Raw genomic sequence first — 23376 nt, forward strand, 5'->3', positions numbered from 1 at the left:
AGTTTCCAATTAGGTAAATTATGGTTCCATAATATCCGATATTGAGTTAGGAGTGAAATTCACAGAGAAAAGGAAGATGGTAGAGAATGTTCGGAAACACATCGGGAAGTCGCATAAACTTTCATTACCTGAAGTTATTGGTTTGCCTAGTTTTTGGGATAGGCTTCATGGCGACAAGTTATGCTATTGTATCAGCGGAAGAAGCGAAGGCAGAGTACAATTCAGATCAAATAGAAGGCCTAGCTCTTCTAAATGAGATTCGCGCCAAGGTAGGTGTTCCCTTAGTTCAATTGGATCCGAATATTACAAGAGCAGCTATTTTGCACGCAACTTACTATAACATGAATGGTGAAAACCCTAGTATTTATGCGCATGATGAAATCGAAGGTAAGCCAGGGTTCCATGGGAAAACGATACTAGATCGAATGAGAGCAGCTGGTTGGCAGGATCCAAAGTACGGTTACGCATATGGGGAAGTAATGCATTTTAATTCAAAGAGCACCGCGGATGCCATAAAGTCATGGCTTAACACCGCGTATCATCGAGCAATTCTGTTGAGCCCTGATTTTGACGTTGTTGGTATTGGACTTGTAGATGGGACGACAGTTTTGGATTTTGGGAATGCTGAAAATGATCACAAGACTCGTAATGGAATCGTCGTATATCCATATGATGATATGCGGGATGCCCCAGTTGGATTTTACGGATTAGAAATACCTAATCCATTGGATCGCTTCTCTGCCAAGTTTTCAGGGGGTATTATCTCGGTCATTACAGAAGATCCCATGATTAATCATAGTGTAAAGATAACCGATGAACTCGGAAATTCAGTTCCCTTCTATGAAGAGGAACAGGGGGGTAAGGAACTTTTTTTCTACCCAAAATCAGTGTTGAAGGGACATAGTACTTATACAGTAACCTTCCAGTATCAATTAGAAAATTACCAAAGTAAAACAAAGGTGTGGTCATTCACAACAGGCGCCGGTACAGCATTAAAGAAAATTTCATTTAGTTCAACAGAATTGGTCGTAGCTGAAGGTGATGAATTACCTTTCCAAATATTGGGCGCATTTAGCGATGGAACTACTTCAGCTTTAACTGAAGGGATTGATTTAAAATACACTGATGGCATTAAGATTTCAAGTGATGTCATCAAGGGGGTGAAGCCTGGTATATGGGAAATTGGAGTAACGAAAGACAATATAACCTATAAGCAAAACGTGAAAGTCATACCAAAAATAAACTACGACACTAGTGAAAACTTAAATGCATCCACAGATCTTTCTGATATTTCGAATCATTGGGCATCGCAATCAATTCTGTGGGCTATTCAAAGCGGAATTGCATCAGGCTACAACGATCATACATTCAGACCAGATGCCAATATAAGCGAAGCTGAATTCCTGGCTATGCTATTAAGGATGTTTCAAGTAAATATCTCAACAAATGATAGTCAGCATTGGGCAGATGTTGCTTATCGAATTTCAAATGATCGAAATTACCCTCTCTTAGGTATAACTAATATTCCGTTAAGAGAGACTAAAATATCGCGACTTCAGGTAGCGGAGCTGATTGCTGCTATTGATGGGTATAACTATAAAGATAATTATGCAGTTTGGTATATTATGGCCAAAGGCTATTCCAAGGGGAAAATCGGTTATTCCGTTGAAGGTTATAAAGCACTGGATTTGCTTACTAGAGCTGAGGCGATACAGTTTCTACAGAATATAAAACCATTGTTAAAAGAATTAAAATACCGTCCAAATCAGCCAACACCATTAACTATGCTGCCGCAATGGCCTGAAGACAAAAATCAACTGATCAGCGACAAGATGATGATTAGCAAATTTAATTCTGATCATTCGCTTGATATTGAAGGGTTATTTGCAGGACATAAAAATGAGACACTTACAATTTCAGTGCAGACGGGTGGTTCGTCGCCTAAACAGATCGAGGATGTAAATGTTCAAATTGATAGCAACGGACACTTTCAAATCCATGCAGGTGTGTACCAACAACAATCATTAAATATTTACCTTCGCGCTAATGAAGCGGTATACTGGATTTCTGTAGATGTAAATAGTGAGAAACGCAGTAAGTATTGAAATAATATTGTTGTAAGATAAAAACCACTCCCTGCACATTTGTAGGGAGTGGTTTCATTTTAGCATAAAGATGAAAACTGAGGCTTTCTGCTCAGTCAGTTTAACTTCATAATCCATAACGTTTGCAGTATCCAGCTTTCCATATGGTGGAATAGGAAAATCCCATTATTAATAATAATGTAGAGAGCTCCACTGTCCGACGGCAACAAAAATTGTATCTTTATAGTTTGCGGCGATACCACACACATACCCCAGCTCTACCCCGGTTCCCTTTTATTGTTATCATAAATCCATTTAATAGTCCAAGTATCGGCACACGGCCACATGGTTTGGAGTTTGGCGCTAATATGTATCCTAACTCGCCAAGCCAAAGGAAATAAAACAAAACGCTATAAAGAACAGAGAATATCATTTTAAATTCTGAGGCTTGGGTAGTTACGACCTCATACTATACCAAACATCTAATTCAATTGGCTGGGAAAATCCAAGTTAAACTAATTGATAGAGATGACAAGAGTTGAAACTACTAAGATTCCTTTCCTTATTTATAATAATTATCAACAAGTATTGACTTTCATTTAATTTTATTTATAATAATTATTATCTGATATCGATTATCAGTGGACAAGCAGTTGAGCGGATAAAGGGGTGCAGCGGCGATGTATGATGTCATTATTATTGGAGCAGGACCGGCAGGAGCTTCAGCTGCCATATATACAGCTAGAGGAAACTTGAAGACGCTGGTGATCGACAAAGCGCCGAACACGGGAGCTTTGGCCATCACGCACAAAATAGCGAATTACCCAGGCGTGACTGGGGAAATGTCTGGCAAGGAACTGCTGGATACGATGCGTGATCAAGCCAAAGGCTTCGGCGCTGAATTTATTCAAACGACAATTACGGCTGTAGATGTGGAAGATGAGACGAAAGTCGTTTTCACGGCGGACGGTATGTATGAAGGCAAATCGATTATCATTGCAACGGGGTCAAAAGGGCGCAACCGTATGCTTCCCGGTGAAGAGAATCTGCTCGGGCGTGGCGTGAGTACTTGTGCAACGTGTGACGGCGCTTTTTTTGAAGGAAAGACGGTCGCTGTCATCGGTGATTCGGAAGAAGCACTGGAAGAAGCCCATGCGCTCAGCAAATTTGCGGAAAAAATCCACTTCGTGGTACCTCGCCCCGAGCTGCAAGGTGTTCATCATACCCCGGAGATCCCGGGAACGGACATCCTCTACAAAGCCAAACCGCTTGAAGTACTTGGCACCAATAAGGTAGAGGGACTACGTATTCGCACAGGTGTAGGTACGGAGGAAGTTCTTGAGGTGGATGGCGTATTCGTCTTCCTATCAGGCAGCAAGCCTGGGACAGACTTCCTACAAGGCCAGGTTCCGCTGGACGAAGAGGGTTTTATGATTCTCGACAGCTCGATGCAATCATCGGTTCCAGGCGTTTTCGGCGCAGGAGAAGTTAGACGCACACCCGTTAAACAAGCGGTTGTTGCAGCTGCAGATGGGGCCATTGCGGCCATGGCTGTTGATAAATTTATTAATAAACGGGCTCAATTGATCCCGCAATATAAGTAACCAGATACCCTAAGAGGAGATGAAATCATATGTCTAATGTCATTGTATATTCAAGCACGAATTGCCCTTATTGCCAGCAGTTAAAAAAATACTTAACCGATCAACAAGTCGCCTATGAAGAAAGAAATATTGATTTAAATGATCAATATGGTCAAGAACTTCATGATATGGGCATGATGTCGTTGCCAGTAACGGTGATTGGCGAGCACAAAATTTTGGGTCTCAATGTGACCAAACTCAAAAAAGCTTTGGCTGAAGTAACTGTCTAACGAATACAAAATAGAGATATCAAGAGGAGAGCAAACCATGACACAATTAACCGTACAACCATCCCAAACTTTTGCTAAAATAGGGCTGCCAGCACCTGATTTTTCCCTGCTGTCCACGAAAAATATGGAAACCTTAGAAGAAAAAATTTCTCTTGAGGACTACAGAGGAAAATGGCTTGTCTTCTTCTTTTGGCCTTTCGATTTCACATATGTATGTCCAACGGAAATTACTGCTTTCAGCGACAACTATGAGGAGTTCCTGGATTTGGATTGCGAAATCGTAGGAGCATCCGTGGATAGTGTGTACACGCATAGAGCTTGGACACAAACGCCGCGTGATCAAAACGGTATCGGCCCCGTGAAATTCCCGCTCGTCAGCGATTTCTCCAAAGAAACAGCACGCGCTTATGGCGTATTGGATGATGAAACAGGCGCGGCTCACCGTGGTTTGTTCATTATCGACCCAGAAGGTGTGCTGCGCTACCAAGTCGTTACAGACATGAACGTTGGACGTTCAGTAGACGAAACACTGCGTGTGCTTCAAGCGCTTCAAGCCGGAGGACTTTGTCCGGCGAACTGGAAACCAGGCGATAAAACGCTATAATCCTTAAAATGAGAAAGCCCCAATCCGTTAGTTAACCGCGGATTGGGGCTTTCATGTGCATTCAGGGCTGCATTTGCAGTATAATAGAAAGGCAAATGAGGCGAAGACAGAAAGGTTAGATATATGATGCAGTCCATTTCGGACAAACTATTTATGGGTTCTTTGATTTTATTAATGATTGCCGTTGTGGTCAGCGGAATCGGGTTTCAATTCGTAAATTGGCGCTCACAAGTGACAGATGAGTTGGATGAAGAGACGAAAACGAGTTCTGCCCGGAAGAAGGCAGTCATGGACCGTCAGGATAAGAGCTTGAAACGGGTACTTCGTTCCTATTTATTTTGGATCGCAATTGCCGGTATGCTTGTATCCGTCTTACTCTCTCGATTGTAGGCTCTTTTAATACAGAAAAGGCGTATAGCGGCTCTAAGAGCCAGTTCTATACGCTTTTTTCATTTAACCGGAATCTCGCGCGATGAAACGTGACGAGAGGATGATTTTCTCAGCTTGTCTTCCTGGGTGCTTAAGCCGGTACAGGAGAGTTTCTACCGCTCGAATGCCGAGCGATTCTTTCGCAAGTTCAATCGTGCTAAGAGGCGGATGCGCATAGGCGGAAGCTTCAATGTTATCAATACCGATGACCTTAACCTGGTTCGGAACATCGATACCTTGGCGCTTAAGAATGGGAATCAGCTCTAGTGCTATCTGGTCATTAGCGCAAATAATGCCTTCGGGCATGCTTTTAGGTGAAAGAGACATGACTTTGCGTTCCAGGTAGTGAATGACTTGTCGATTCTGATAAGGGATGCTCCATTTCTTCAAAGAGTAGTCCTCTTCTGGCTTGGTCAAATCTTCCATGGCCATTCGGCAGCCCCAGAAGCGCTCCTTGAAGCTGACGGCAAATTGATCATCACCAACGAAAACAAGCCGTTTCAAGCCGGCTGCCAGCAGGCGTTGACAAGCCATTTTACCCGAGTCCAGATTATTATTGAGAACGCAATCCACATCTACCAAAGGCTCGTAATGGTCAATTAAGACAAGAGGAATTCCTGTTTGTTGGAGTGAAATGACCGATAGCGTAGGAAAAGTTCCTGCCAGAAGATGGCCGGCACAATGATCGGGATTCACATACGAAGGAATCTGCAGGTGTTCGTTATGATTAGCTGGAACAGGAATGATCAAGTGCTCGAAGCCCAGCTCCTTGCTGGCAGCCCCTATCCCTGCGAGAACTTTCCCCCAGAATGGATTATCCTGCTGATAAATAGCCTGAATCCAAACAAGAATGTAAGGCGTATGTTCGTTTGCTTTCATCGATTCATCATGAAGGGTACCGGAAGTTTGCGGACCTGATTGGATAAGGTATCCCATGGCTTTCGCCATTTCTTGAATGCGGAGCCGATTTTCCTCACTTACACCTGATTTGCCGGATAGCGCTTGGGAAACGGTATATTTAGACAGCCCTAGTCGGTCTGCAATTTGCTGCATGGAAACTTTTTTACTCAAGGATTGCACCTTCTTCAATTGAGATCTCACTTACATAACAAAACTAACAAAATTCATTGTTGACTAAAAAGGATATAATGTCAATGTTCTTCAAGGTTATTCGTAAAAATGAATTGACGTTAGGATTGAAAATGATTACATTAGGGGTGTTGAAATATTCGTTAGCCTAACAAAAATAACAATTTGATAAAAGCTCAACACAATGGAGGTTTTACAATGGGTGATTGGATAATTTTTTATGATGCAGCGTTTCCTTATGAAGGTGCTCGGCCAGACAGCCGCAGTTTAGAAGCTTTAGCAAAATATGGCCGGATTGTGGGAGCCGAGGCGTTAGCAGAAGTTCTGCAGCAAGGTACGGCTGATAATTTCCTTCATCTCCATGGTCGTTACTTTCCGAAAGCTGCTTGGGGAGCAGTCATGTCGCATGTTCGCAGAGGGAAAGGACTTCTTCATCTCGGGAGTGCGCCATTTCGGGTACCGGTTTATCTAACTAGCGAGGGATGGACGGATGAAGCGGAGCAAACGGGCTATCATCAGCTTTTGCAGATTCATGAGGTACTTCCTGTCGATCCGGCACCCATTTCTCATTATGCAGCACATTCAGATCTGCCTTTGCTTGCTGGCAAAGAGGCGCTATTTCAGGTGCAGCCAACGATAGGTATGGCGCTGCACGTAACTCGCGCAGATGATCATCCAGGTCAGATTGGCTCAAGCGGGCCTATGGATGCCCATTTGCTACCGCTGCTGAGGGGAATTTCTCAAGAAGGCCGCGAAGTTGCGGCGCCAATCGTGCTGCTGGAGAATACGAAGGGTGATTTTGCAGGCGGGCGCTGGATTTTCGCCAACTTCGTGACGGACGATACCTTCTGGACACAAGGTGGCGCGGAAGTGTTGGGGGATTTGGCAGCCTTTACGGCACGTGGCGTAACCGAAATTTGGTTCAAGCCAAATTACGCGTGCTATGATCCTGGAGATCGAGCGGCATTGACCATCCAGTTGCAAACGCTCGCCAATCGTGAAGAAGCTGTCTCAGCTAATACATTGTGGACATTCCATGTTCAGGTGAAGAAAGACGGCGGTTCGGAGCCGTTATGGTCAACTTCTGTTCAAATAGATGCATCCCGCGAGCTGACTTATAAAAAAATGAATGTACCGGTCGATCTAGAGCCCGGCTATTATACGGCCGTTTGTACAGCCGTTGCCAATACAGGCGAGACACGTACCTACCAGCAGGGCTTTTGGGGATATGATGCGGAGCTGCTGCGCGAAGGAACACCGCTATCCTGCGATCGCGATTATTTCATCAAAGATGGGCGACCGCTGCCGATTGTTGGCATGACCTATATGACGAGCGATGTAGCTCGGAAATTTCTTTTTCTGCCAAACGTGTCAGTTTGGGACAAGGATATCGCACAAATGGTCAAAGCAGGGATTAACCTGCTGCGCACAGGGATTTGGTCCGCGTGGCGCCAAGTCATGTTCGTAGATGGCCATCCCTATGAAGAAGTGATGCGTGCTATTGATGCCTTCATTCTGACATGTAAAAAGCACAACATTGAAGTCACGTTTAACTTCTTTGCTTTTACACCAGAGCTGTGGGAGGGGGTTAATCCGTACCTGGATCCGCGCAGCGTGGAAGCTCAGAAGCGGTTTATTTCCGCAATCGTGTCGCGTCACAAAGAAACAACGAATGTTCATTGGGATTTGATCAATGAGCCATCGATGTTTAACCCGAATAAGCCATTTTCCGGGCCACAATCTGCGCATGACAGATTCGAGAAGGAAGCGTTCGCGGCTTGGCTGGAAAACCGTCATGGCGATATTCGCAAGCTGCAGGAGCGCTGGAATATGACGCCAATGGAATTACCTGATTTTCAAAGCGCAAAACTTCCCGATGCTTCCGAAATGAATATGAAGACGACCGAGATGTTGGAGAAAAAAGGCGGACCATGGCTGGATTATACGTATTTTACAATGGATATGCATAATCGCTGGGCGCGGGAATTAATTGCGACTATTCGCAGTATTAATCCTGCTCATTTGGCTACGGTTGGTCAGGATGAAGGACTAGGTGCCCTGCGTCCATCACCATTCTTCTATGCGGAAGCGGTGGACTATACAACGGTTCATACTTGGTGGTTAATGGATCAGTTAGTGTGGGACGGTATTTTCTCCAAAGCGCCGGACAAACCGAGCTTGATTCAGGAAACCGGCATTATGTATATAGAAACGGCTGACGGACGTGCAAAACGCTCGGAACATGAGCTGCGAAATATTCTGGAGCGCAAGTATGCCTATGCCTTTTCGACAGGCGGGGCGGGTGCTGTGCAGTGGATTTGGAATATTAACTTCTATATGAACAATATTAATGAATCGCACATTGGTGCGCTGCGAGCAGATGGCACAGAGAAACCAGAAGCGGATGTTTCTTACGACTTCGGCGCTTTTATGGGCAGCATTCGCGATTTGTTTGTGGATCGCAAGCTGGAGGAAGTGGTGGCCATCTTCCCATATTCCAACGATTTTTCGACCAGAAGATTAGCTGGTGATGCCACAGGCAAGCTTACGCGTACCTTGGCTTATTCGATGAATGTGCCTTTCCGCGGTATGGGTGAGTACCAGCTTGACGCTTTGGAGCACAATCCTCCCAAGTTAATTATTGTACCTAGTGCTCACAACTTCAGTGATGAAGCTTTGGAAAAGCTGACTCAGCATGTGCGGACGCATGGCGGAACGCTTTTATTCACAGGTCCGCTTGGACTGAATGAATACTGGACACCAGTATCGCGTTTGACGGATGTGGTGGGCGAGACCGTGCTTAGCAACATTTTGCGGGAAGAAATGATGGTCTTAAGCGGCAGCCAGTATCCAGTCTCATTCGGCGGAGTACGAATTTCACAGGCGAACAAAGAGGTCGCTCTCTCCGAGGGCGAGGGTGAGAACGGTGGATGGAGTGCTGGGCATGGAGCCGTCCGGCGTTATGCGCTTGGCGAAGGGCAGCTCATCTGGTGTCCGCTGCCTGTTGAACTGAATGAACGCGGTGAAAGCATTGAAGCGTTGTACAAATATGCTTTGGCGGAAGCTGGCGTCTCAGAGGAATTGACGTGGGTGAAAGGCGGGCAACTGCCGGGCGTTTACGGGCGCAAGCTTAGCTTTGCCCAAGGTTCACTGTATATTTTCGTTTCGGAGTACAGTGTAGATACAGAGATTGAAGTGAAAGATCCAGGGACAGGCCGCAGCTATGCTTTTGAGCTTGAAACGGAACGTACCGTCATGTTCGCCACAGATCGGGAAGGCGCATTGACAGCTGTCTATCGACCGAATCAAGTAGGCGTTGAAGTGAAGTAAATAAAAAAGCCTCTGTGCCGCAGCAGCTGATAACAGTCAGCTAAGCGGACGGAGGCTTTTTTTAGTTGATTTCATCAACGCAGGAGCTACAAACCATTTTACCCTTGAAATAGGTCATATTCTCAAAATTACCGCAGAACACACATGCCGGCATATACTTTTTCAATGTGATACGTTCTGGATCTACATATACCTCAATCGCGTCTCCAATATCAATGTGCAGCGTACGTCGAAGCTCAATTGGCAAAACGATGCGTCCTAACTCGTCAACTTTCCTTACAATCCCAGTGGATCTCATGTTAAACAGCCTCCTAGATATTTTGGGTTTAATCGTTTCATTAATTGATAACTACTCTTATTCCACATTTGAACTTGAATTCCTTTTATTTACTTGAAGGTAATATGTTAAACTTTGCATAAGCATCTGAGGTTGCCTATAATGGTGATCATTATCGGGCAAATTTAAAATAATTCGTGCATCTCTCTTATATAAAGGATAATCCACTATTGGTACTATAAAAGTAAGCAAAACATCACTGACGAAGTAGGGGGATTACACACGATGATTAAATGGAAGCGTTCTCTAGGCGTTGTGTTAGCGACGGCGTTGGCCGGGTCTCTAGTAGCCTGTGCAAATGGCGGCAATACAAATAGCAAGGCAGATTCACAAGGTACAACGGCAGCAACAACAGCTGCGGCGTCGAATGAGCCGGTGAAATTGCGCATTATGTGGTGGGGAGCGACAGTACGTCACGAGGCAACGCTCGCCGCATTGAAATTGTACACGGAAAAGCACCCGAACGTTACTTTTGAGCCTGAGTATTCCGGAATTGATGGATATTTGGACAAGCTGTCAACGCAAGCAGCAGCGAATAACGCACCGGATATTATGCAGCTTGATCCAGGCTGGATTTCGGATTGGGCAGGCCGTAATCAATTAGCTCCGCTCTCAGGTGTTGATGTGAGCAAAATTGATGCCAAAGTATTGTCCGGCGGCCAATCTGCTGGCAAGCAGTATGCTATGCCATTAGGTTCAGTTGCTTACGGGATGATCTACGATAAAGCTGCCATGGACAAGCTTGGTTTGAAAGCTCCGCAAAATGGCTGGTCATGGGATGATTTCTTCGCACTCGCGAAAGAAGCAAAAACAAAGCTGCCAGAGGGTCAATACTTCACGAAGGATTATGCCGGTGACTATTTCGCTTACTCCGCATTCCAATATGCGAAAGGCAAGGGCATGGTCGTATCGGATACGGGGAAATTCAATGTTGATCAGGCTACTTTCCTAGAGTGGACGCGTAATTTTGATGAGATGCGTAAAAATGGCATCGTGCCGCCTGCGGATGTGAACTCCTCTGATAAAGAGTTTGATCCGAAAATGGACTTGATGGTTAGCGGTAAAATTTTGTTCCGCATGGGCTTTTCCAGCAACTACGGCTCATGGGATAGCTTGAAAAAAGGCGCTTATGCCCTTGTTACAATGCCTCGAACCGTTGAAGCCGGCGGCTGGTTGAAACCATCCTTGTACTTGGGGGTTTCCGCAACATCCAAGAAAGCGGAAGAAGCAAAAAAATTCGTGGATTGGTTCGTCAACGATCCGGAAGCGGCCAAGATTTTGACAACTGTACGTGGTTTGCCAGTTAACAAAGAAATTGCTACCTCGCTGGAGTCCAGCATGAGCGACGTAGACAAAATCGGATCTGAGCTCCTGCACGCAACCGAGAAAGACGGCCAAACGTGGAATCCAGGCGTCAAAGGTTGGACGAATTACATCGACAAGGATTGGCCGCTTGTTCGCGATCAGCTAAGCTTTGGGAAATCGACACCAGAGAAAGCTTTTGAACAATTGAAAGTAGCTGCACAAGCATACGAGAAATAAGGCACAAACGAGTCCGGAACATGCCTGTTCCGGCTCTTGCTGTTTTATTGTACAACTCGGAAGAGGAAGGGGATCTAGGGTTATGGCGATTCGTGTTCAGGATATTCTGAATCAATTAATCGAGCCGGTTGGACAGCTGGATGTGACGGTTGACACACTGAAATCCGGTGATCCGTCGATGGAAGTGAAGGGCATTGCAACGACGTTCATGGCAACACATCATGTGATTCAAAAGGCTATCGAGCTGGGTGTGAATTTGCTCATAACGCATGAAGGCACTTTCTATCATCATCATGATCAGATTGTGCTGCTTTCAAATGATCCCGTTTATCAAGCAAAGCAAAAACTTATCGAGGAATCTGGTATTGCCATCTTCCGTTTCCACGATTATTGGCATCGGTATCGGCCGGATGGCATCATGGTGGGCTTAATTCAAGCTTTAGACTGGGCACCTTTTGTAACGGAAAATAGACCTGCAGCTTCATTGCTGACGATTCCACCAATGACGGTGAAAGAGCTTGCCCTGCATGTGACAAATAAGTTGGGCATCTCATTTGTCCGAGTTGCCGGGGATCAATCTATGACTTGCACGCGTATTGGGCTGCTTGCGGGGTACAGAGGCGGGGGAGGGATGGCTATTCCTCTGTTTCAGGAAGATGTTGACGTGATCATTGCGGGGGAAGGACCCGAATGGGAGACGCCAGAATATGTGCGTGACGCCGTTCACCAAGGGAGGAAGAAGGCTTTCATTGCTCTTGGACATGCGGAAAGCGAGGAACCGGGCATGAAATATTTGGCGGAGATGATGGGAGCTTTATTTCCTGATTTGCCCGTGCATTTCATATCGGAAGCGCAGGTCTTTCGATCGATTTAATGAGTGAAGACTACAGATGCAATCATTTTTATAATAGGAACAATCATTACAGGGAGAGGAAGATTAATCTCATGAGCGATACAGCGGCGCAACAAACTGGCTACCAGGCGTGGCTTGAATATCATAGAATAACACCCGGCGAATTAGTTGAGCAATATGCGGTGTACAGTGGAATTGTTTGTACGGAAAAGGATGAAGTGATTCAGTCGGCTGTCCTGGAACTATCCCGCGGCATCAGCAAGATGCTCGGTAAGGAGATTGGCGAAGGCAGAGCTGTTATTGCGCTGGGCACATTTGGCGGCGGTAATGAGCTGGTAGATCGCGCATTTGGCGAAGAGACTCGATCAGCTGTTGTGCATGAAGGGTTCGCAATCACTACGGATCAAGCGAGTGGAAATATAGTTGTCGGCGCTTCATCGGCATCTGGTGTTTTGTATGGCGTCTTTCATCTGCTTCGACTTTTCAGCACTCATCAATCAGTGAAAGCATTGGATGTTATTGAAAATCCAGTAAATATGCTGCGCATGATTAATCAATGGGATAATATCGATGGTAGTATTGAACGGGGCTACGCAGGAAAATCGATTTTCTTTGAAAACAACCGCATCACAGAGGATCTGACACGTGTTCGCGATTATGCGAGGCTGCTGGCTTCTTCGGGGCTCAATGCGATTTCCATTAATAATGTGAACGTCCATCAATGGGAAACGAAGTTCTTGACTGAGGAGTACCTGCCGGATGTTGCTAGGGTAGCTGGTGTCTTCCGTTCGTATGGCATCAAGCTGTTCTTAAGCGTCAACTATGCCAGCCCGCTTGAAATTGGCGGTCTATCGACGGCCGATCCTCTCGATCCTGCTGTACGCGAATGGTGGCGTGTTAAAGCAGCTGAAGTGTATGCCGCGATTCCGGACTTCGGCGGCTTCCTGGTGAAGGCGGATTCGGAGAATCGCCCAGGTCCGTTTACGTATGACCGCGATCATGCGGATGGCTCGAATATGCTGGCGGAAGCGCTTAAGCCTTACGGCGGTATTGTGATTTGGCGCTGCTTCGTATACAACTGTAAGCAGGATTGGCGTGATAGGGCGACCGATCGGGCACGGGCGGCGTATGACCATTTTAAACCGCTGGACGGAAGATTCATGGATAATGTCATTCTGCAGGTGAAGAATGGCCCGATGGATTTCCAAGTGCGGGAGCCTGTTTCTCCGCTAATCGGAGCCATGGAGACAACGAATCAAATGATCGAATTCCAGATTACACAGGAATATACCGGTCAGCAGCGCCATCTGTGCTATCTTGTTCCACAGTGGAAAGAAGTGCTTGATTTCGAGACTTACGCCAAAGGCGAAGGCTCCAGCATTAAACGTATTGTCGATGGCTCTTTGCACGGTAATCGATTAAGCGGTTTTGCTGCCGTCTCCAATATCGGTAACGATGTCAATTGGACAGGTCATTTGTTGGCGCAGGCAAACTTGTATGGTTACGGCCGTTTGGCGTGGAATCCAGAGCTGTCCGCTGAAGAGATTGCGGAAGAGTGGATTCGCATGACACTTGGCGGAGACGAGAAGCTGGTCAGCGTGGTTTTGAGCATGCTCATGCACTCATGGAGCATCTATGAAGCGTATACGTCGCCGCTCGGTGTAGGCTGGATGGTGAATCCAGACCATCACTACGGTCCGAACGTAGACGGTTATGAGTATTCGAAGTGGGGGACCTACCACTTTGCGGATTGTCATGGCATTGGTGTCGATCGGACGAAGGCGACAGGCACTGGGTATGCTGCGCAGTACAAAGGCAATAATTACGACACGTACGAGTCGGTTGAAAACTGCCCCGATGAGCTGCTGCTGTTTTTCCATCACGTGCCGTATACGCATGTGCTGCACTCTGGCCAAACCGTGATTCAGCATATTTATAACACGCATTTTGAAGGTGTGGAGCGGGCTGAGCAGCTGACGGCTAAGTGGGCTAGCCTGGAAGGAAGCATGGGCGAGCTGGTGCATATGCACGTAGCGGATCGCCTTGCGGAACAGGCTGCGCATGCGAAAGAATGGCGCGATATGATCAACACGTATTTCTTCCGTAAAAGCGGCATTGAGGATGCAATGGGGAGAAAGATTTATTGATATGAGTTGGAGCAGCGAGTTTTGGCTGCTCTTTTTTATGTGTATCAAAAGTACTCAATCGCCGCCCTGGCTAGTGCATATCGTACGATTCTTTCCTTGCTTCCGCTGAAAGTAGGACGGAGTAGACCTTTGGTGCACATTCTTTTCAATATGAGCACCGTTGTCTTGTGATCGAGCTCAAAATGAAGCTCAACATCCTTCGGGCGCAGAGGTCGCGACTGTTCTATTGCCAGTCGAATAATCTCCTTTTCAGCAAGCTGTACGCGTGAAACAGGCTTTTGACTGGGCTGATATTTGCATAGCACCATACGAAGCAAGGTGATGCATAGGTCTGGGCGCTGCTCAACTTCGTCATAAGCAAAGGAAATGACATGGTAATCCATAGCATGAGGAAACGTCTCACGGTTCAATTCGTTGCAGTATTTCTGTCTATCCATGTCACGCACATGCGAGGCGTAGCCTTTGATCTCAAAGAGCAGCTTAACGTATCCCGGCATCCAAGCAAAATCTGCAAAATAGGATCTTCCTCGCCAATCAAGCACTTCGTACTCAGGATGAAGATCTTTGAAGCTGCCTCTGAGTGGCCACCAAACGTTTCGTAGAAAAAGATTTCGGTATGTTGATGCCCTCTTTCCAATCTGCCCCGGCGCTCTCCCGATCTGTTTTCGGTATGAAGGTGAATCAATGCTGCGTGTGCTTCTTCAAATGTCATTTGATCACAACCCCTTTAACAAAATAAAAAACGCCCCGAATCCATTCGTAGGAATGGATCGGGACGTGCTTCGTCTCTTGATTTTATTATAGAACAAATGTTCGTTATTGGCAAGGTTTTTTGAGATATTGACGAACCAACCAATACCCATCAGCAAAACTCCACACCTCGTCGTCTCCCACAGCAAAAAAAATACAGGGAAAATCTACCGCTAATTTCGCCCACGTAGGTTCGGGAACCAAAATAACTGGAAAAACTCCATCTAAAACTTCGATAGTTTGAGAATAAGCGTCAATTTGGATGGATTAGCTGGAGAAATTCCAGTTATTGGAGTTGAAGGTGGCTGATGTGTGTGTATTAGCAGGAGAAATTCCAGCTAATGCGGTGAGGCGGGTTAAGTGTACATATCAGCGGTAGGAATTCCAGGGAGAAGTTTGTTTGCCGGGGACGAGGTGTGGTCGGTGTGTGAACTAGAAGTAGATGCGCCAGTCACTAAGGCTAAAAGTCAGTTCGAGCCAGCTACTAGCCAGAGAAACTGGCGTTAAGCAAATACGGTGCCCTCCTCCCCGTGCTTTTCGGGATATTTTGAAAGAATTCGATGATTCCTCTCATTTAGTACCTGACGCGCAGCCTATATACTTGAGGTATACAAGTTGAGGTGTACAAGTAATCAGACTAACTGCAGAGGTGAACTTACATGAATCGTTCCATATCCGTTGCCGTGAAAGCCACTGCGAGCACGAAGAAACGCCGTTCTTTCCTAAGTCGCTGGGACGCGCCCATTGCGGGATATTTATTTATTTTACCGTGGCTGCTCGGATTTTTCGGGCTTACTGCCTATCCCATGTTTTTATCGTTGTACTATTCTTTTACTGACTATACGCTGATGGAGCCCATCAGTTGGGTCGGATTTCATAACTATGAGAAAATTTTTACGGCAGACGCGAAGTTTCTGCAATCCGTAAAAATCACGTTCCTCTACGTGCTTGCTTCCGTACCTTTGAAGCTAGCAGCGGCTTTGCTAGTCGCATTACTGCTGAACAAAGCGATGAGAGGAATCTCTGCTTATCGTACAGCGATCTATTTCCCATCGCTAATTGGGGGCAGCATCGCGGTATCCTTGCTGTGGCGGAACATTTTCGGCGTCGATGGTATTTTCAATGAGATCCTCGCGAAGTTCGGCATCCAAGGAATTGGCTGGATTACTAATCCGAGCACGGCGTTGTGGACACTTATTTTATTAACCGTATGGCAATTCGGATCTTCCATGGTTATTTTCTTGGCGGGACTTAAGCAAATTCCGAATGATCTATACGAAGCTTCCGGTGTGGACGGAGCGAATAAGTTTGTGCAATTTTTTAAGATTACGCTTCCGATGCTCTCACCGACTTTATATTTTAATCTGATCATGGGTGTTATTAGCGCGTTTCAAATGTTTACCTCGGCCTACGTTATTACCAATGGCGGACCAATGAACTCGACATACGTCTATGCCATGTACTTATACGAAAGAGCCTTCAGCCGTTACCAATTGGGGTACTCTTCGGCGCTGGCCTGGATTATGCTTGTTATGATTGTTATCGTGGCGGCTATTATTGCGGGCACCTCCAAATACTGGGTATTTTATGAAGCCGATACAGGAGGTAAAAAGAGCAAATGACAATTAAGTGGAGTCAAGCCGTCCGTCACCTATTCATGATTGCCTTCAGCCTATTGATGGCTTATCCAGTCCTTTGGTGGATCGGGGCATCGCTGAAATCCAATAGTGAATTGAGTTCGCCGAACCTATTTCCTTCTACACCGCAGTGGAGCAATTTTGTAAAAGGCTGGAATTCAGTTCCGGGACATTCGTTCACTGACTTTTATCTTAATACGTTCGGACTAGAAATTGCAGTTCTTGCCGTAACTTTGATTTCCAGCACGCTTGTCGCATTTGGTTTCGGAAGGCTGAATTTCCCGTTAAAAACGTTCTGGTTCTCGCTCCTTATGGTCACGCTGATGCTTCCAGGGCAAGTGCTCATCATTCCGCAGTACGCGATGTTCCATCAGTTGGGCTGGGTGAATACCTACTTGCCATTTATTGTGCCTCATTTGCTAGCTAGCGGTGCCGGTGGAACGTTCTTCGTCTTCCTGCTCATCCAATTCGTACGCGGTATTCCCAAAGAACTGGATGAATCGGCAAAAATAGACGGCTGCTCTTGGTTCGGTATTTATTGGCGCATTGTGATGCCGCTTACGAAACCGGCGATTGTTACGGTCATGATCTTCTGCTTCCTTTGGAACTGGGACGATTTCTTAGGGCATCTGCTCTATATTAACTCGGTTGATAAGTACACCGTTGGTCTGGCACTCCGGATGATTAATGATTCCCAGACGGGTCAGGAGTGGGGACAGCTGCTGGCGATGTCGCTTGTATCGATTGTGCCTGCGACACTGGTCTTCATGTTCCTGCAGAAGTACTTTGTCGAAGGGATTGCAACAACAGGCATTAAAGGATAAGATGAAAAACAAATAAGGAATTCATAGAACGGTAAAGCGGCGAAGCAGTTTCGCTGTTTTACCGTTTCTTTCGCCTAATCGGATACTTAATGGGAGCGAAGACCGCATGACGAATCCGTTCAAAAAGTTTAGAATCGACCACCTGTTTTTCCGCAGCTTTGCTGGCTTTATTATCGTTGTGTTGGCTTGCAGCGTGTGGGCGAGTTACAGCATTTCATCCAAAGAGATTGCTCAAACAACGTTTCAATATCAGCAAAAGCTGCTCGATGAGCTGAATAACGAAATCACGACAAGGCTTGTTACCATTGAACAAATCTCTCTATCTACGTCGCGCGACAACGAGCTTATCACCTTTCTGGTCAATAAACAGGACGAGTTCGACCGCTATCGGCGATCCATGAGCGTTGAGAAGGCGCTCGCGAACCTGACGTATTCGATCCCCCTCATTCAAGGGATTGATTTGTATATGAATCGACCTCTTCAAGGGGATGCCAAAAGCTATATTCAGTTCCGGGATATGGCGGATTTGGATAAGCAGTCTTGGGCGGAGATGTTGAAAGGGAATGATTTTACATGGTCAATCGAGCATCTAATTCCGAGCTTTCAAGGCGATGTCCCGGTCCTGAGCTTTGCCAGAAAAATCGTGTATGACGACAAATACTTAGGTGTATTGGTCATCCATGTGAAGGCGGATCAGATTAGAAGCGTGCTCGCGGGACATTCATCGGAAACGAACCGAATCATGATTGACTCCCGAGGAGAGCAGTTTCTGAAGATCGGTCAGATACCAGATCATACTGAGCTGTCCAAATGGATGGAAAGCGATGCGAAACTGAAGCAGTCAGGCTTCTTACGCACCAAGGGCAGCAGTGAAGCGGGCGATTCCCTCTTGGTTTATTCGAAGTTGCTCGACTCCACCTGGACATTGGTTGAAATCACCCCATGGAAGCAAATTACCGCCGGCAGCTTCAGGTTGGCCGAAGTCATCGGCATCATTGGCATTGCGGCTGTCCTGCTGACGCTATTTTTAACGCACTTTTTGAGTCGCCAGTTTACGAAACCTATCAAAAAGCTCGTAAGCGCAATGGGCGTCTATTCCGTAGGCGGCAATAATGTAGAGCTTCCGGTCGATTACCAAAATGAGTTCGGTTATTTGTTCGCCGGATACCGCAAACAGAACGAACGGATCGAGGAACTATATCTCTCCTTGCAGCGCAGATACGAACAGCAGCGCAAGGCGGAAATTGAGGCGCTGCAGGCGAATATTAACCCGCATTTCCTCTACAATACACTCGATCAGTTGAATTGGATGGCCATTGAAGCGGGGCAGGATGAGATTAGCCGTATTTTGGAGCTAATGGGACAGATGTTTCGGATCGGCCTCTCGAACGGGGACAGCTTTATTACGATTGGCGAGGAACTTATGCACATTGAGTGTTATTTGGAGATTCAGCAGCTCAGGTGGAGAACAGGACTTGAATATAGCATTGAAGCATCCCCTGACATCCGTAAGATGTTCATCCCGAAGCTGACGCTGCAGCCATTTGTAGAAAATGCGATCGTTCATGGCTTTAACTCGCGCAGTCAAGGATACATTCATATTCGACTACAGGACACGCAGAAGAGCATTCAAATTATCATTGATGACGATGGAGTTGGACTTAAGCAAGTGGTGGAAAAGAACCATAAACGCCGTACAGGCGGTTATGGGATTCGCAATGTCAGGGAGCGGATAGCGGGTTATTTCGGCGGCGAGTATGGCATTACGCTGCAGGATCGGCCAGAAGGAGGGACGCGTGTCGTTATTGAGCTTCCCCATCTGATCCAGCCCCCTGTGAAGGATCAGCTAGAGAAAGCGGAGTAGTTCGTTGTATTTTATAATAAATCGTGCTTTCCTCTCCTTTCAAATTTGGGCTTGGATTGATAGTATAAAGGTATCTTTTCAAATAGGAATAATGAAGCCTGGAACTTAAGCCTGTTCCGGGCCAATGTTATATGACATAGCTGTAATGAATTGAACAAAGGTTAAAGTTAAGGAGGCAGGCGTTGTGTGGAAGATCGCTATCATTGACGATGAACGCCAGGTTCTTCAAGGGATGAAACGAGCGATACCTTGGGATGAGCTTGACGCAGAGTGGGTTGGGGAAGCGCTCAACGGACAGGATGGACTGGAGCTCATTCGAACGGCTGCCCCGGATATTGTTATTACGGATATCTATATGCCGGTCATGAATGGCCTTGATATGATTGAGCAGCTAAGGAAAGAAGGATTTTGCGGGAAAATTATTATTTTGAGCGGATATTCAGATTTTGAACATGCGAGGCAGGCACTTAGGTGCAATGTTAGTGATTATTTATCTAAACCAATCAGCGTTCCTACATTAAAAACAATTCTTGGAAAAGCCATCGGAGAGCTGATGGAAGAAGAAGAGAAGCGGATTAAACAGGACGAGCTTCAACAGAAATTAATGCTTTACGAACCTTTTATTGAAAAAGAATGGGTGAAATCGGCGGTTGCCGGAACGTTGGACAGCTCTTATCGGAATGAAGACCGGCTGCCGAAGCCTTACCGCTTCTGGTGTGAGAGCAAACATGTGGTCATTGGCATCGACTTGATTCGCAATGTTCGCACATCGGACCTATCGCTGCCTGATTGGAGCCTGTTTCGTTTTGCGATTAGCAATGTTGTCTGTGAAGTGGCGCGCGAAGCTTTTCCGGCTATTGAATATGTGGAGCTGCATGGGACGAGGGCGGTGCTCATCCTTCATCCCCAAGCTGACAGTTCACAGCAAGAGCTGGAGCTGAAGCTTAGCAAGCTGGGGATCAGGCTCATCGATTGCGTCAAAAGCTATTTGAAGCTGGTCATTCGCGTTGGCATCGGAGGCACCAAAGAAGCATGGACGGAAATGCCAGATTCGACGGAGGAAGCATTCAGGGCGATTGATCTGCGGGATCGTCGCGTGGATTCGGCCTATGATGTATTCGTTTATAGCGAGGAAATGGGAAATGATCAGGGGACGCTCGTGATGCGGCCGGCTAAATTTTATTTTGAAATAGCGGGTGCTATGAAGGCGTCTCAGGAATCACAAGCTCAGCAGCTTGTGGCCCACTACACCCAGCAATTGAAAGAGCAAAAAGGGATAACACCGGATTACGTGCAAATGCTGGCGGGGGAGCTATGGGGCATTTTTGCCTATTGTCTCTATGAGGTTGGCATGGTGCTCGATGATATTTTCCCGAATGATCAAATTGTGAAAGAAATGGTCGGATTGACTTTACCAGGGCAATTAGCGGAATGGCTGACTGCCAAAATATCCGTTATTTTCAGCAGCAGGCAATGGAAAGGCAACAGCAAACACAGACAAGCTGTCGACTTCATGACACAATATATTCATGAGCATTACGCAGATGATATGACACTTGCGGATCTGTCAGATAAGGTGTATATCTCGCGCAATCATTTGTCGATCATTTTCAAAAATATGACCGGTGAAACGTTCAATACCTACTTAACGCGCGTGCGTATTGAGAAAGCCAGGGAACTGCTGCTGGAAAGAAACATGCTCGTTTACGAAGTGGCAGAGCGGGTGGGCTACAAAAACGTGCCCTATTTCAGCACGCTTTTCAAGAAATTTACCGGCATGAATCCGACAGAACTCATTAAATGATGACCAGGGGAGAGAGAAGAGATGAATGGACAATTACCTGCAAAAATGAAAGCGGCTGTCATGACGAAGCCAGGAACAATCGTGATTGAGGAGCGCCCGGTCCCGTCAGTTGATGCGAATGAAGTATTGGTCAAAGTAATGGCTGTTGGCGTTTGCGGTTCGGATGTTCATTATTTTGAAAATGGCAGAATTGGCCGCTATGTGGTCGAGAAGCCACTTGTTCTTGGGCACGAATGTGCGGGCATTATTGTCGCTGCAGGAGCTTCGGTGACGAACGTGAGCCTTGGTGACCGTGTAGCTATTGAGCCTGGCGTTACCTGTGGACACTGTCAGGCTTGCAAGGAAGGCCGATATAATTTGTGTCCCGATGTGCAGTTCCTGGCGACTCCGCCAGTGGATGGTGCTTTCGTTCAATATATGAAAATCCGTGCGGACATGGTATTTGCCATTCCGGAACATTTATCCTTTGAGGCGGCGGCACTCAATGAGCCTTTCTCTGTTGGCATTCATGCGGCTAAGCGCTGCAATCTCCAGCCTGGCGCTACGGTAGCCATCATGGGCATGGGGCCGGTCGGCTTAATGGCCGTAGCTGCGGCCAAATCGTTCGGCGCGAGCCGTATTATTGTCACGGACTTGGAACAGGTGCGATTGGAAGCTGCCAAACGGATGGGCGCGACAGACGTCATCAATGTGAAGGAAATCGACGCTGTGCAGCGAATTAAGGAGCTGACGGATGGGCTTGGCGCAGATGCTGCTTGGGAAACAGCAGGCAATCCGAGAGCTTTGCAAACTGCGCTCTATTCCTTGCGCCGCGGCGGTAAACTTGTGATCGTGGGCTTGCCAGCACAGGATGAAATTGCCCTCAATGTCCCGTTCATCGCTGACAATGAAATTGATATTTATGGTGTCTTCCGGTATGCCAACACGTACCCGACAGGCATTAAATTTCTTGCCGGAGACGGGATTGATGCGTTGGCGCTCATTACAGACCGCTACCCGCTTGAGCAGACGCAAGAGGCACTGGAGCGAGCGATTCATAATAAAAGCGGCAGTCTAAAGGTCATGGTCTATCCGAACGAAATCCTATAAACGTAGAATGGGGAGGTAGTTGTGATGAAACCAGTGAAATTCAGCTTGATCGGTGGTGCCGGCTTTCGCGCGCAATATTTTCTGCGAATTGCACAGGCGCTGCCTGAGCGGTTTGAAATTAGCGGCATGGTTGTCAGAAGTGAAGACAAAGGCAAGGAAATGGAAGCGAAGTGGGGGACAGCGACATACCGCACGCTTGAACAGCTTCTAGAAAACGAACATCCGGATTTTGTCGTCGTTTCCGTCTCTCCCACACAAAGTCTAGACTACCTTCTGACGTTGGCAGAGCGGGGGATCCCCGTTTTGTTGGAAACGCCGCCTGCTCCTGACTTGGACGGACTTCAGCTGCTGCATGAACGATTAACCCTTCAGGGTGCTCGTGTTCAGGTAGCGGAGCAATACCACTTTCATCCCGTTCAACAAGCGCGATTGGAGCTTATTCGTACAGGGCAATTGGGTAAAATTACGGAAACAACAGTTTCGATCTCACAAACGTATCATGCCGTTAGCCTAATTCGGAAAATGTTAGGGGTCAACTTCGAGGATGTTCGCATTAAGGCGATGCGTTTTCAGTCAGAATGGGTTCAAGGTCCAAATCGCAGCGGTCCGCCAACGGAAGATAAGCTCATTCCTTTACAGAGAGATCTGGCTTGGCTGGATTTTGGCGATCGTCTAGGCATTTATGATTTTACGAAAGACCAGCACCGCTCATGGACACGTTCCAATCATTTGTCCGTCCGAGGAGAACGCGGGGAAATATTCGATAATCGGGTTCTGATTCAGCAGGAGTCGTGCGCAGAGCTTCGATTGGAGCTGCAGCGCATGAACAGAGGCGAGCTGGAAAATGCGGAAGGGTATTACCTGAAAGGCATTCTCTGCGGCGATAAATGGGTCTACGAGAACCCGTTCGCGCCAGCTCGATTATATGATGACGAAATTGCGATTGCTGCATGCCTGCAGAAAATGGCGGAGTACAGCTTTGGCGGGCCAAGCTTTTATAGCCTTGAAGAGGCTTCGCAGGATCATTATCTCGGGATGATGATCGAGAAAGCTATTTCAACTGGCGAAACGATCACGACGGAGCCCCAGTGTTGGGTGCCCAAGTCATAAGTGAGGAGCA

Annotated in this window: 18 protein-coding genes; 15 read left to right on the plus strand and 3 right to left on the minus strand. The window is 46.7% G+C overall.

Annotation, left to right across the window (positions count from 1 at the left end):
• The first annotated feature begins 167 nt into the window (after nucleotides 1-167).
• From GQF01_RS22285 to GQF01_RS22305, 5 genes are all read left to right on the plus strand, one after another.
• Complete coding sequence (locus GQF01_RS22285; RefSeq protein ID WP_161408871.1) at nucleotides 168-2105, plus strand: CAP and S-layer homology domain-containing protein; 1938 nt, start codon at nucleotides 168-170, stop codon at nucleotides 2103-2105.
• 659 nt (nucleotides 2106-2764) lie between these two features.
• Complete coding sequence (locus GQF01_RS22290; RefSeq protein ID WP_161408872.1) at nucleotides 2765-3688, plus strand: NAD(P)/FAD-dependent oxidoreductase; 924 nt, start codon at nucleotides 2765-2767, stop codon at nucleotides 3686-3688.
• Between the two features lie 29 nt (nucleotides 3689-3717).
• Nucleotides 3718-3957, plus strand: coding sequence for a glutaredoxin family protein (locus tag GQF01_RS22295; RefSeq protein ID WP_127457915.1), 240 nt, complete (start codon nucleotides 3718-3720; stop codon nucleotides 3955-3957).
• A 37-nt stretch (nucleotides 3958-3994) separates the two neighbouring features.
• Complete coding sequence (locus GQF01_RS22300; protein ID WP_145659835.1) at nucleotides 3995-4561, plus strand: peroxiredoxin; 567 nt, start codon at nucleotides 3995-3997, stop codon at nucleotides 4559-4561.
• A 123-nt stretch (nucleotides 4562-4684) separates the two neighbouring features.
• On the plus strand, nucleotides 4685-4951 hold the full coding sequence (locus tag GQF01_RS22305; protein WP_161408873.1) for a hypothetical protein: 267 nt from the start codon (nucleotides 4685-4687) through the stop codon (nucleotides 4949-4951).
• A gap of 63 nt (nucleotides 4952-5014) precedes the next feature.
• On the opposite strand, the gene GQF01_RS22310 is transcribed toward GQF01_RS22305, so the two are convergent.
• Nucleotides 5015-6061, minus strand: coding sequence for a LacI family DNA-binding transcriptional regulator (locus GQF01_RS22310; RefSeq protein ID WP_161408874.1), 1047 nt, complete (start codon nucleotides 6059-6061; stop codon nucleotides 5015-5017).
• Nucleotides 6062-6277: 216 nt separating this feature from the next.
• Between GQF01_RS22310 and GQF01_RS22315 the strand changes: the two genes are divergently transcribed.
• Entirely contained in the window at nucleotides 6278-9409 is a 3132-nt protein-coding gene (locus tag GQF01_RS22315; RefSeq protein WP_161408875.1) for an alpha-amylase family protein, read from the plus strand.
• Between the two features lie 61 nt (nucleotides 9410-9470).
• On the opposite strand, the gene GQF01_RS22320 is transcribed toward GQF01_RS22315, so the two are convergent.
• Entirely contained in the window at nucleotides 9471-9707 is a 237-nt protein-coding gene (locus GQF01_RS22320) for an AbrB/MazE/SpoVT family DNA-binding domain-containing protein (protein WP_145659828.1), read from the minus strand.
• Nucleotides 9708-9971: 264 nt separating this feature from the next.
• Between GQF01_RS22320 and GQF01_RS22325 the strand changes: the two genes are divergently transcribed.
• From GQF01_RS22325 to GQF01_RS22335, 3 genes are all read left to right on the plus strand, one after another.
• Nucleotides 9972-11288: an ABC transporter substrate-binding protein gene (locus tag GQF01_RS22325; protein ID WP_161408876.1), complete on the plus strand. Its 1317-nt coding sequence runs from the start codon at nucleotides 9972-9974 to the stop codon at nucleotides 11286-11288.
• Nucleotides 11289-11370: 82 nt separating this feature from the next.
• Entirely contained in the window at nucleotides 11371-12162 is a 792-nt protein-coding gene (locus GQF01_RS22330) for a Nif3-like dinuclear metal center hexameric protein (RefSeq protein WP_161408877.1), read from the plus strand.
• 71 nt (nucleotides 12163-12233) lie between these two features.
• Nucleotides 12234-14288 (plus strand): alpha-glucuronidase family glycosyl hydrolase, encoded by a 2055-nt coding sequence (locus GQF01_RS22335; protein ID WP_161408878.1) that lies wholly within the window; start codon nucleotides 12234-12236, stop codon nucleotides 14286-14288.
• Nucleotides 14289-14332: 44 nt separating this feature from the next.
• On the opposite strand, the gene GQF01_RS22340 is transcribed toward GQF01_RS22335, so the two are convergent.
• Entirely contained in the window at nucleotides 14333-14785 is a 453-nt protein-coding gene (locus tag GQF01_RS22340) for a hypothetical protein (protein ID WP_328803510.1), read from the minus strand.
• 912 nt (nucleotides 14786-15697) lie between these two features.
• Between GQF01_RS22340 and GQF01_RS22345 the strand changes: the two genes are divergently transcribed.
• The 6 genes from GQF01_RS22345 (at nucleotide 15698) to GQF01_RS22370 (ending at nucleotide 23366) form a co-directional block, all read left to right on the plus strand.
• Entirely contained in the window at nucleotides 15698-16660 is a 963-nt protein-coding gene (locus tag GQF01_RS22345; protein ID WP_161408879.1) for a carbohydrate ABC transporter permease, read from the plus strand.
• Nucleotides 16657-17499, plus strand: a complete 843-nt coding sequence (locus GQF01_RS22350) for a carbohydrate ABC transporter permease (RefSeq protein ID WP_161408880.1) — start codon at nucleotides 16657-16659, stop codon at nucleotides 17497-17499. The genes GQF01_RS22345 and GQF01_RS22350 overlap by 4 nt, the downstream gene beginning before the upstream one ends.
• Before the next feature lie 106 nt (nucleotides 17500-17605).
• A complete protein-coding gene (locus tag GQF01_RS22355) occupies nucleotides 17606-19363 on the plus strand; it encodes a cache domain-containing sensor histidine kinase (protein ID WP_161408881.1) in 1758 nt (585 codons plus the stop codon).
• A 184-nt stretch (nucleotides 19364-19547) separates the two neighbouring features.
• Complete coding sequence (locus tag GQF01_RS22360) at nucleotides 19548-21167, plus strand: response regulator transcription factor (RefSeq protein WP_161408882.1); 1620 nt, start codon at nucleotides 19548-19550, stop codon at nucleotides 21165-21167.
• A gap of 21 nt (nucleotides 21168-21188) precedes the next feature.
• Nucleotides 21189-22256, plus strand: coding sequence for an NAD(P)-dependent alcohol dehydrogenase (locus GQF01_RS22365; RefSeq protein WP_161408883.1), 1068 nt, complete (start codon nucleotides 21189-21191; stop codon nucleotides 22254-22256).
• A 21-nt stretch (nucleotides 22257-22277) separates the two neighbouring features.
• Nucleotides 22278-23366 (plus strand): Gfo/Idh/MocA family protein, encoded by a 1089-nt coding sequence (locus GQF01_RS22370; RefSeq protein WP_161408884.1) that lies wholly within the window; start codon nucleotides 22278-22280, stop codon nucleotides 23364-23366.
• Nucleotides 23367-23376: the final 10 nt, after the last annotated feature.

The sequence above is a fragment of the Paenibacillus silvestris genome, assembly GCF_009882985.1.
GTDB classification, from domain to species: Bacteria; Bacillota; Bacilli; order Paenibacillales; family NBRC-103111; genus Paenibacillus_E; species Paenibacillus_E silvestris.

Coding starts and splice junctions, on each gene's coding strand:
- GQF01_RS22285 (WP_161408871.1), top strand. CDS start 168: ATGGCGACAAGTTATGCTATTGTATCAGCGGAAGAAGCGAAGGCAGAG.
- GQF01_RS22290 (WP_161408872.1), top strand. CDS start 2,765: ATGTATGATGTCATTATTATTGGAGCAGGACCGGCAGGAGCTTCAGCT.
- GQF01_RS22295 (WP_127457915.1), top strand. CDS start 3,718: ATGTCTAATGTCATTGTATATTCAAGCACGAATTGCCCTTATTGCCAG.
- GQF01_RS22300 (WP_145659835.1), top strand. CDS start 3,995: ATGACACAATTAACCGTACAACCATCCCAAACTTTTGCTAAAATAGGG.
- GQF01_RS22305 (WP_161408873.1), top strand. CDS start 4,685: ATGATGCAGTCCATTTCGGACAAACTATTTATGGGTTCTTTGATTTTA.
- GQF01_RS22315 (WP_161408875.1), top strand. CDS start 6,278: ATGGGTGATTGGATAATTTTTTATGATGCAGCGTTTCCTTATGAAGGT.
- GQF01_RS22320 (WP_145659828.1), bottom strand. CDS start 9,707: ATGAGATCCACTGGGATTGTAAGGAAAGTTGACGAGTTAGGACGCATC.
- GQF01_RS22325 (WP_161408876.1), top strand. CDS start 9,972: ATGATTAAATGGAAGCGTTCTCTAGGCGTTGTGTTAGCGACGGCGTTG.
- GQF01_RS22330 (WP_161408877.1), top strand. CDS start 11,371: ATGGCGATTCGTGTTCAGGATATTCTGAATCAATTAATCGAGCCGGTT.
- GQF01_RS22335 (WP_161408878.1), top strand. CDS start 12,234: ATGAGCGATACAGCGGCGCAACAAACTGGCTACCAGGCGTGGCTTGAA.
- GQF01_RS22340 (WP_328803510.1), bottom strand. CDS start 14,785: ATGCCGGGATACGTTAAGCTGCTCTTTGAGATCAAAGGCTACGCCTCG.
- GQF01_RS22345 (WP_161408879.1), top strand. CDS start 15,698: ATGAATCGTTCCATATCCGTTGCCGTGAAAGCCACTGCGAGCACGAAG.
- GQF01_RS22350 (WP_161408880.1), top strand. CDS start 16,657: ATGACAATTAAGTGGAGTCAAGCCGTCCGTCACCTATTCATGATTGCC.
- GQF01_RS22355 (WP_161408881.1), top strand. CDS start 17,606: ATGACGAATCCGTTCAAAAAGTTTAGAATCGACCACCTGTTTTTCCGC.
- GQF01_RS22365 (WP_161408883.1), top strand. CDS start 21,189: ATGAATGGACAATTACCTGCAAAAATGAAAGCGGCTGTCATGACGAAG.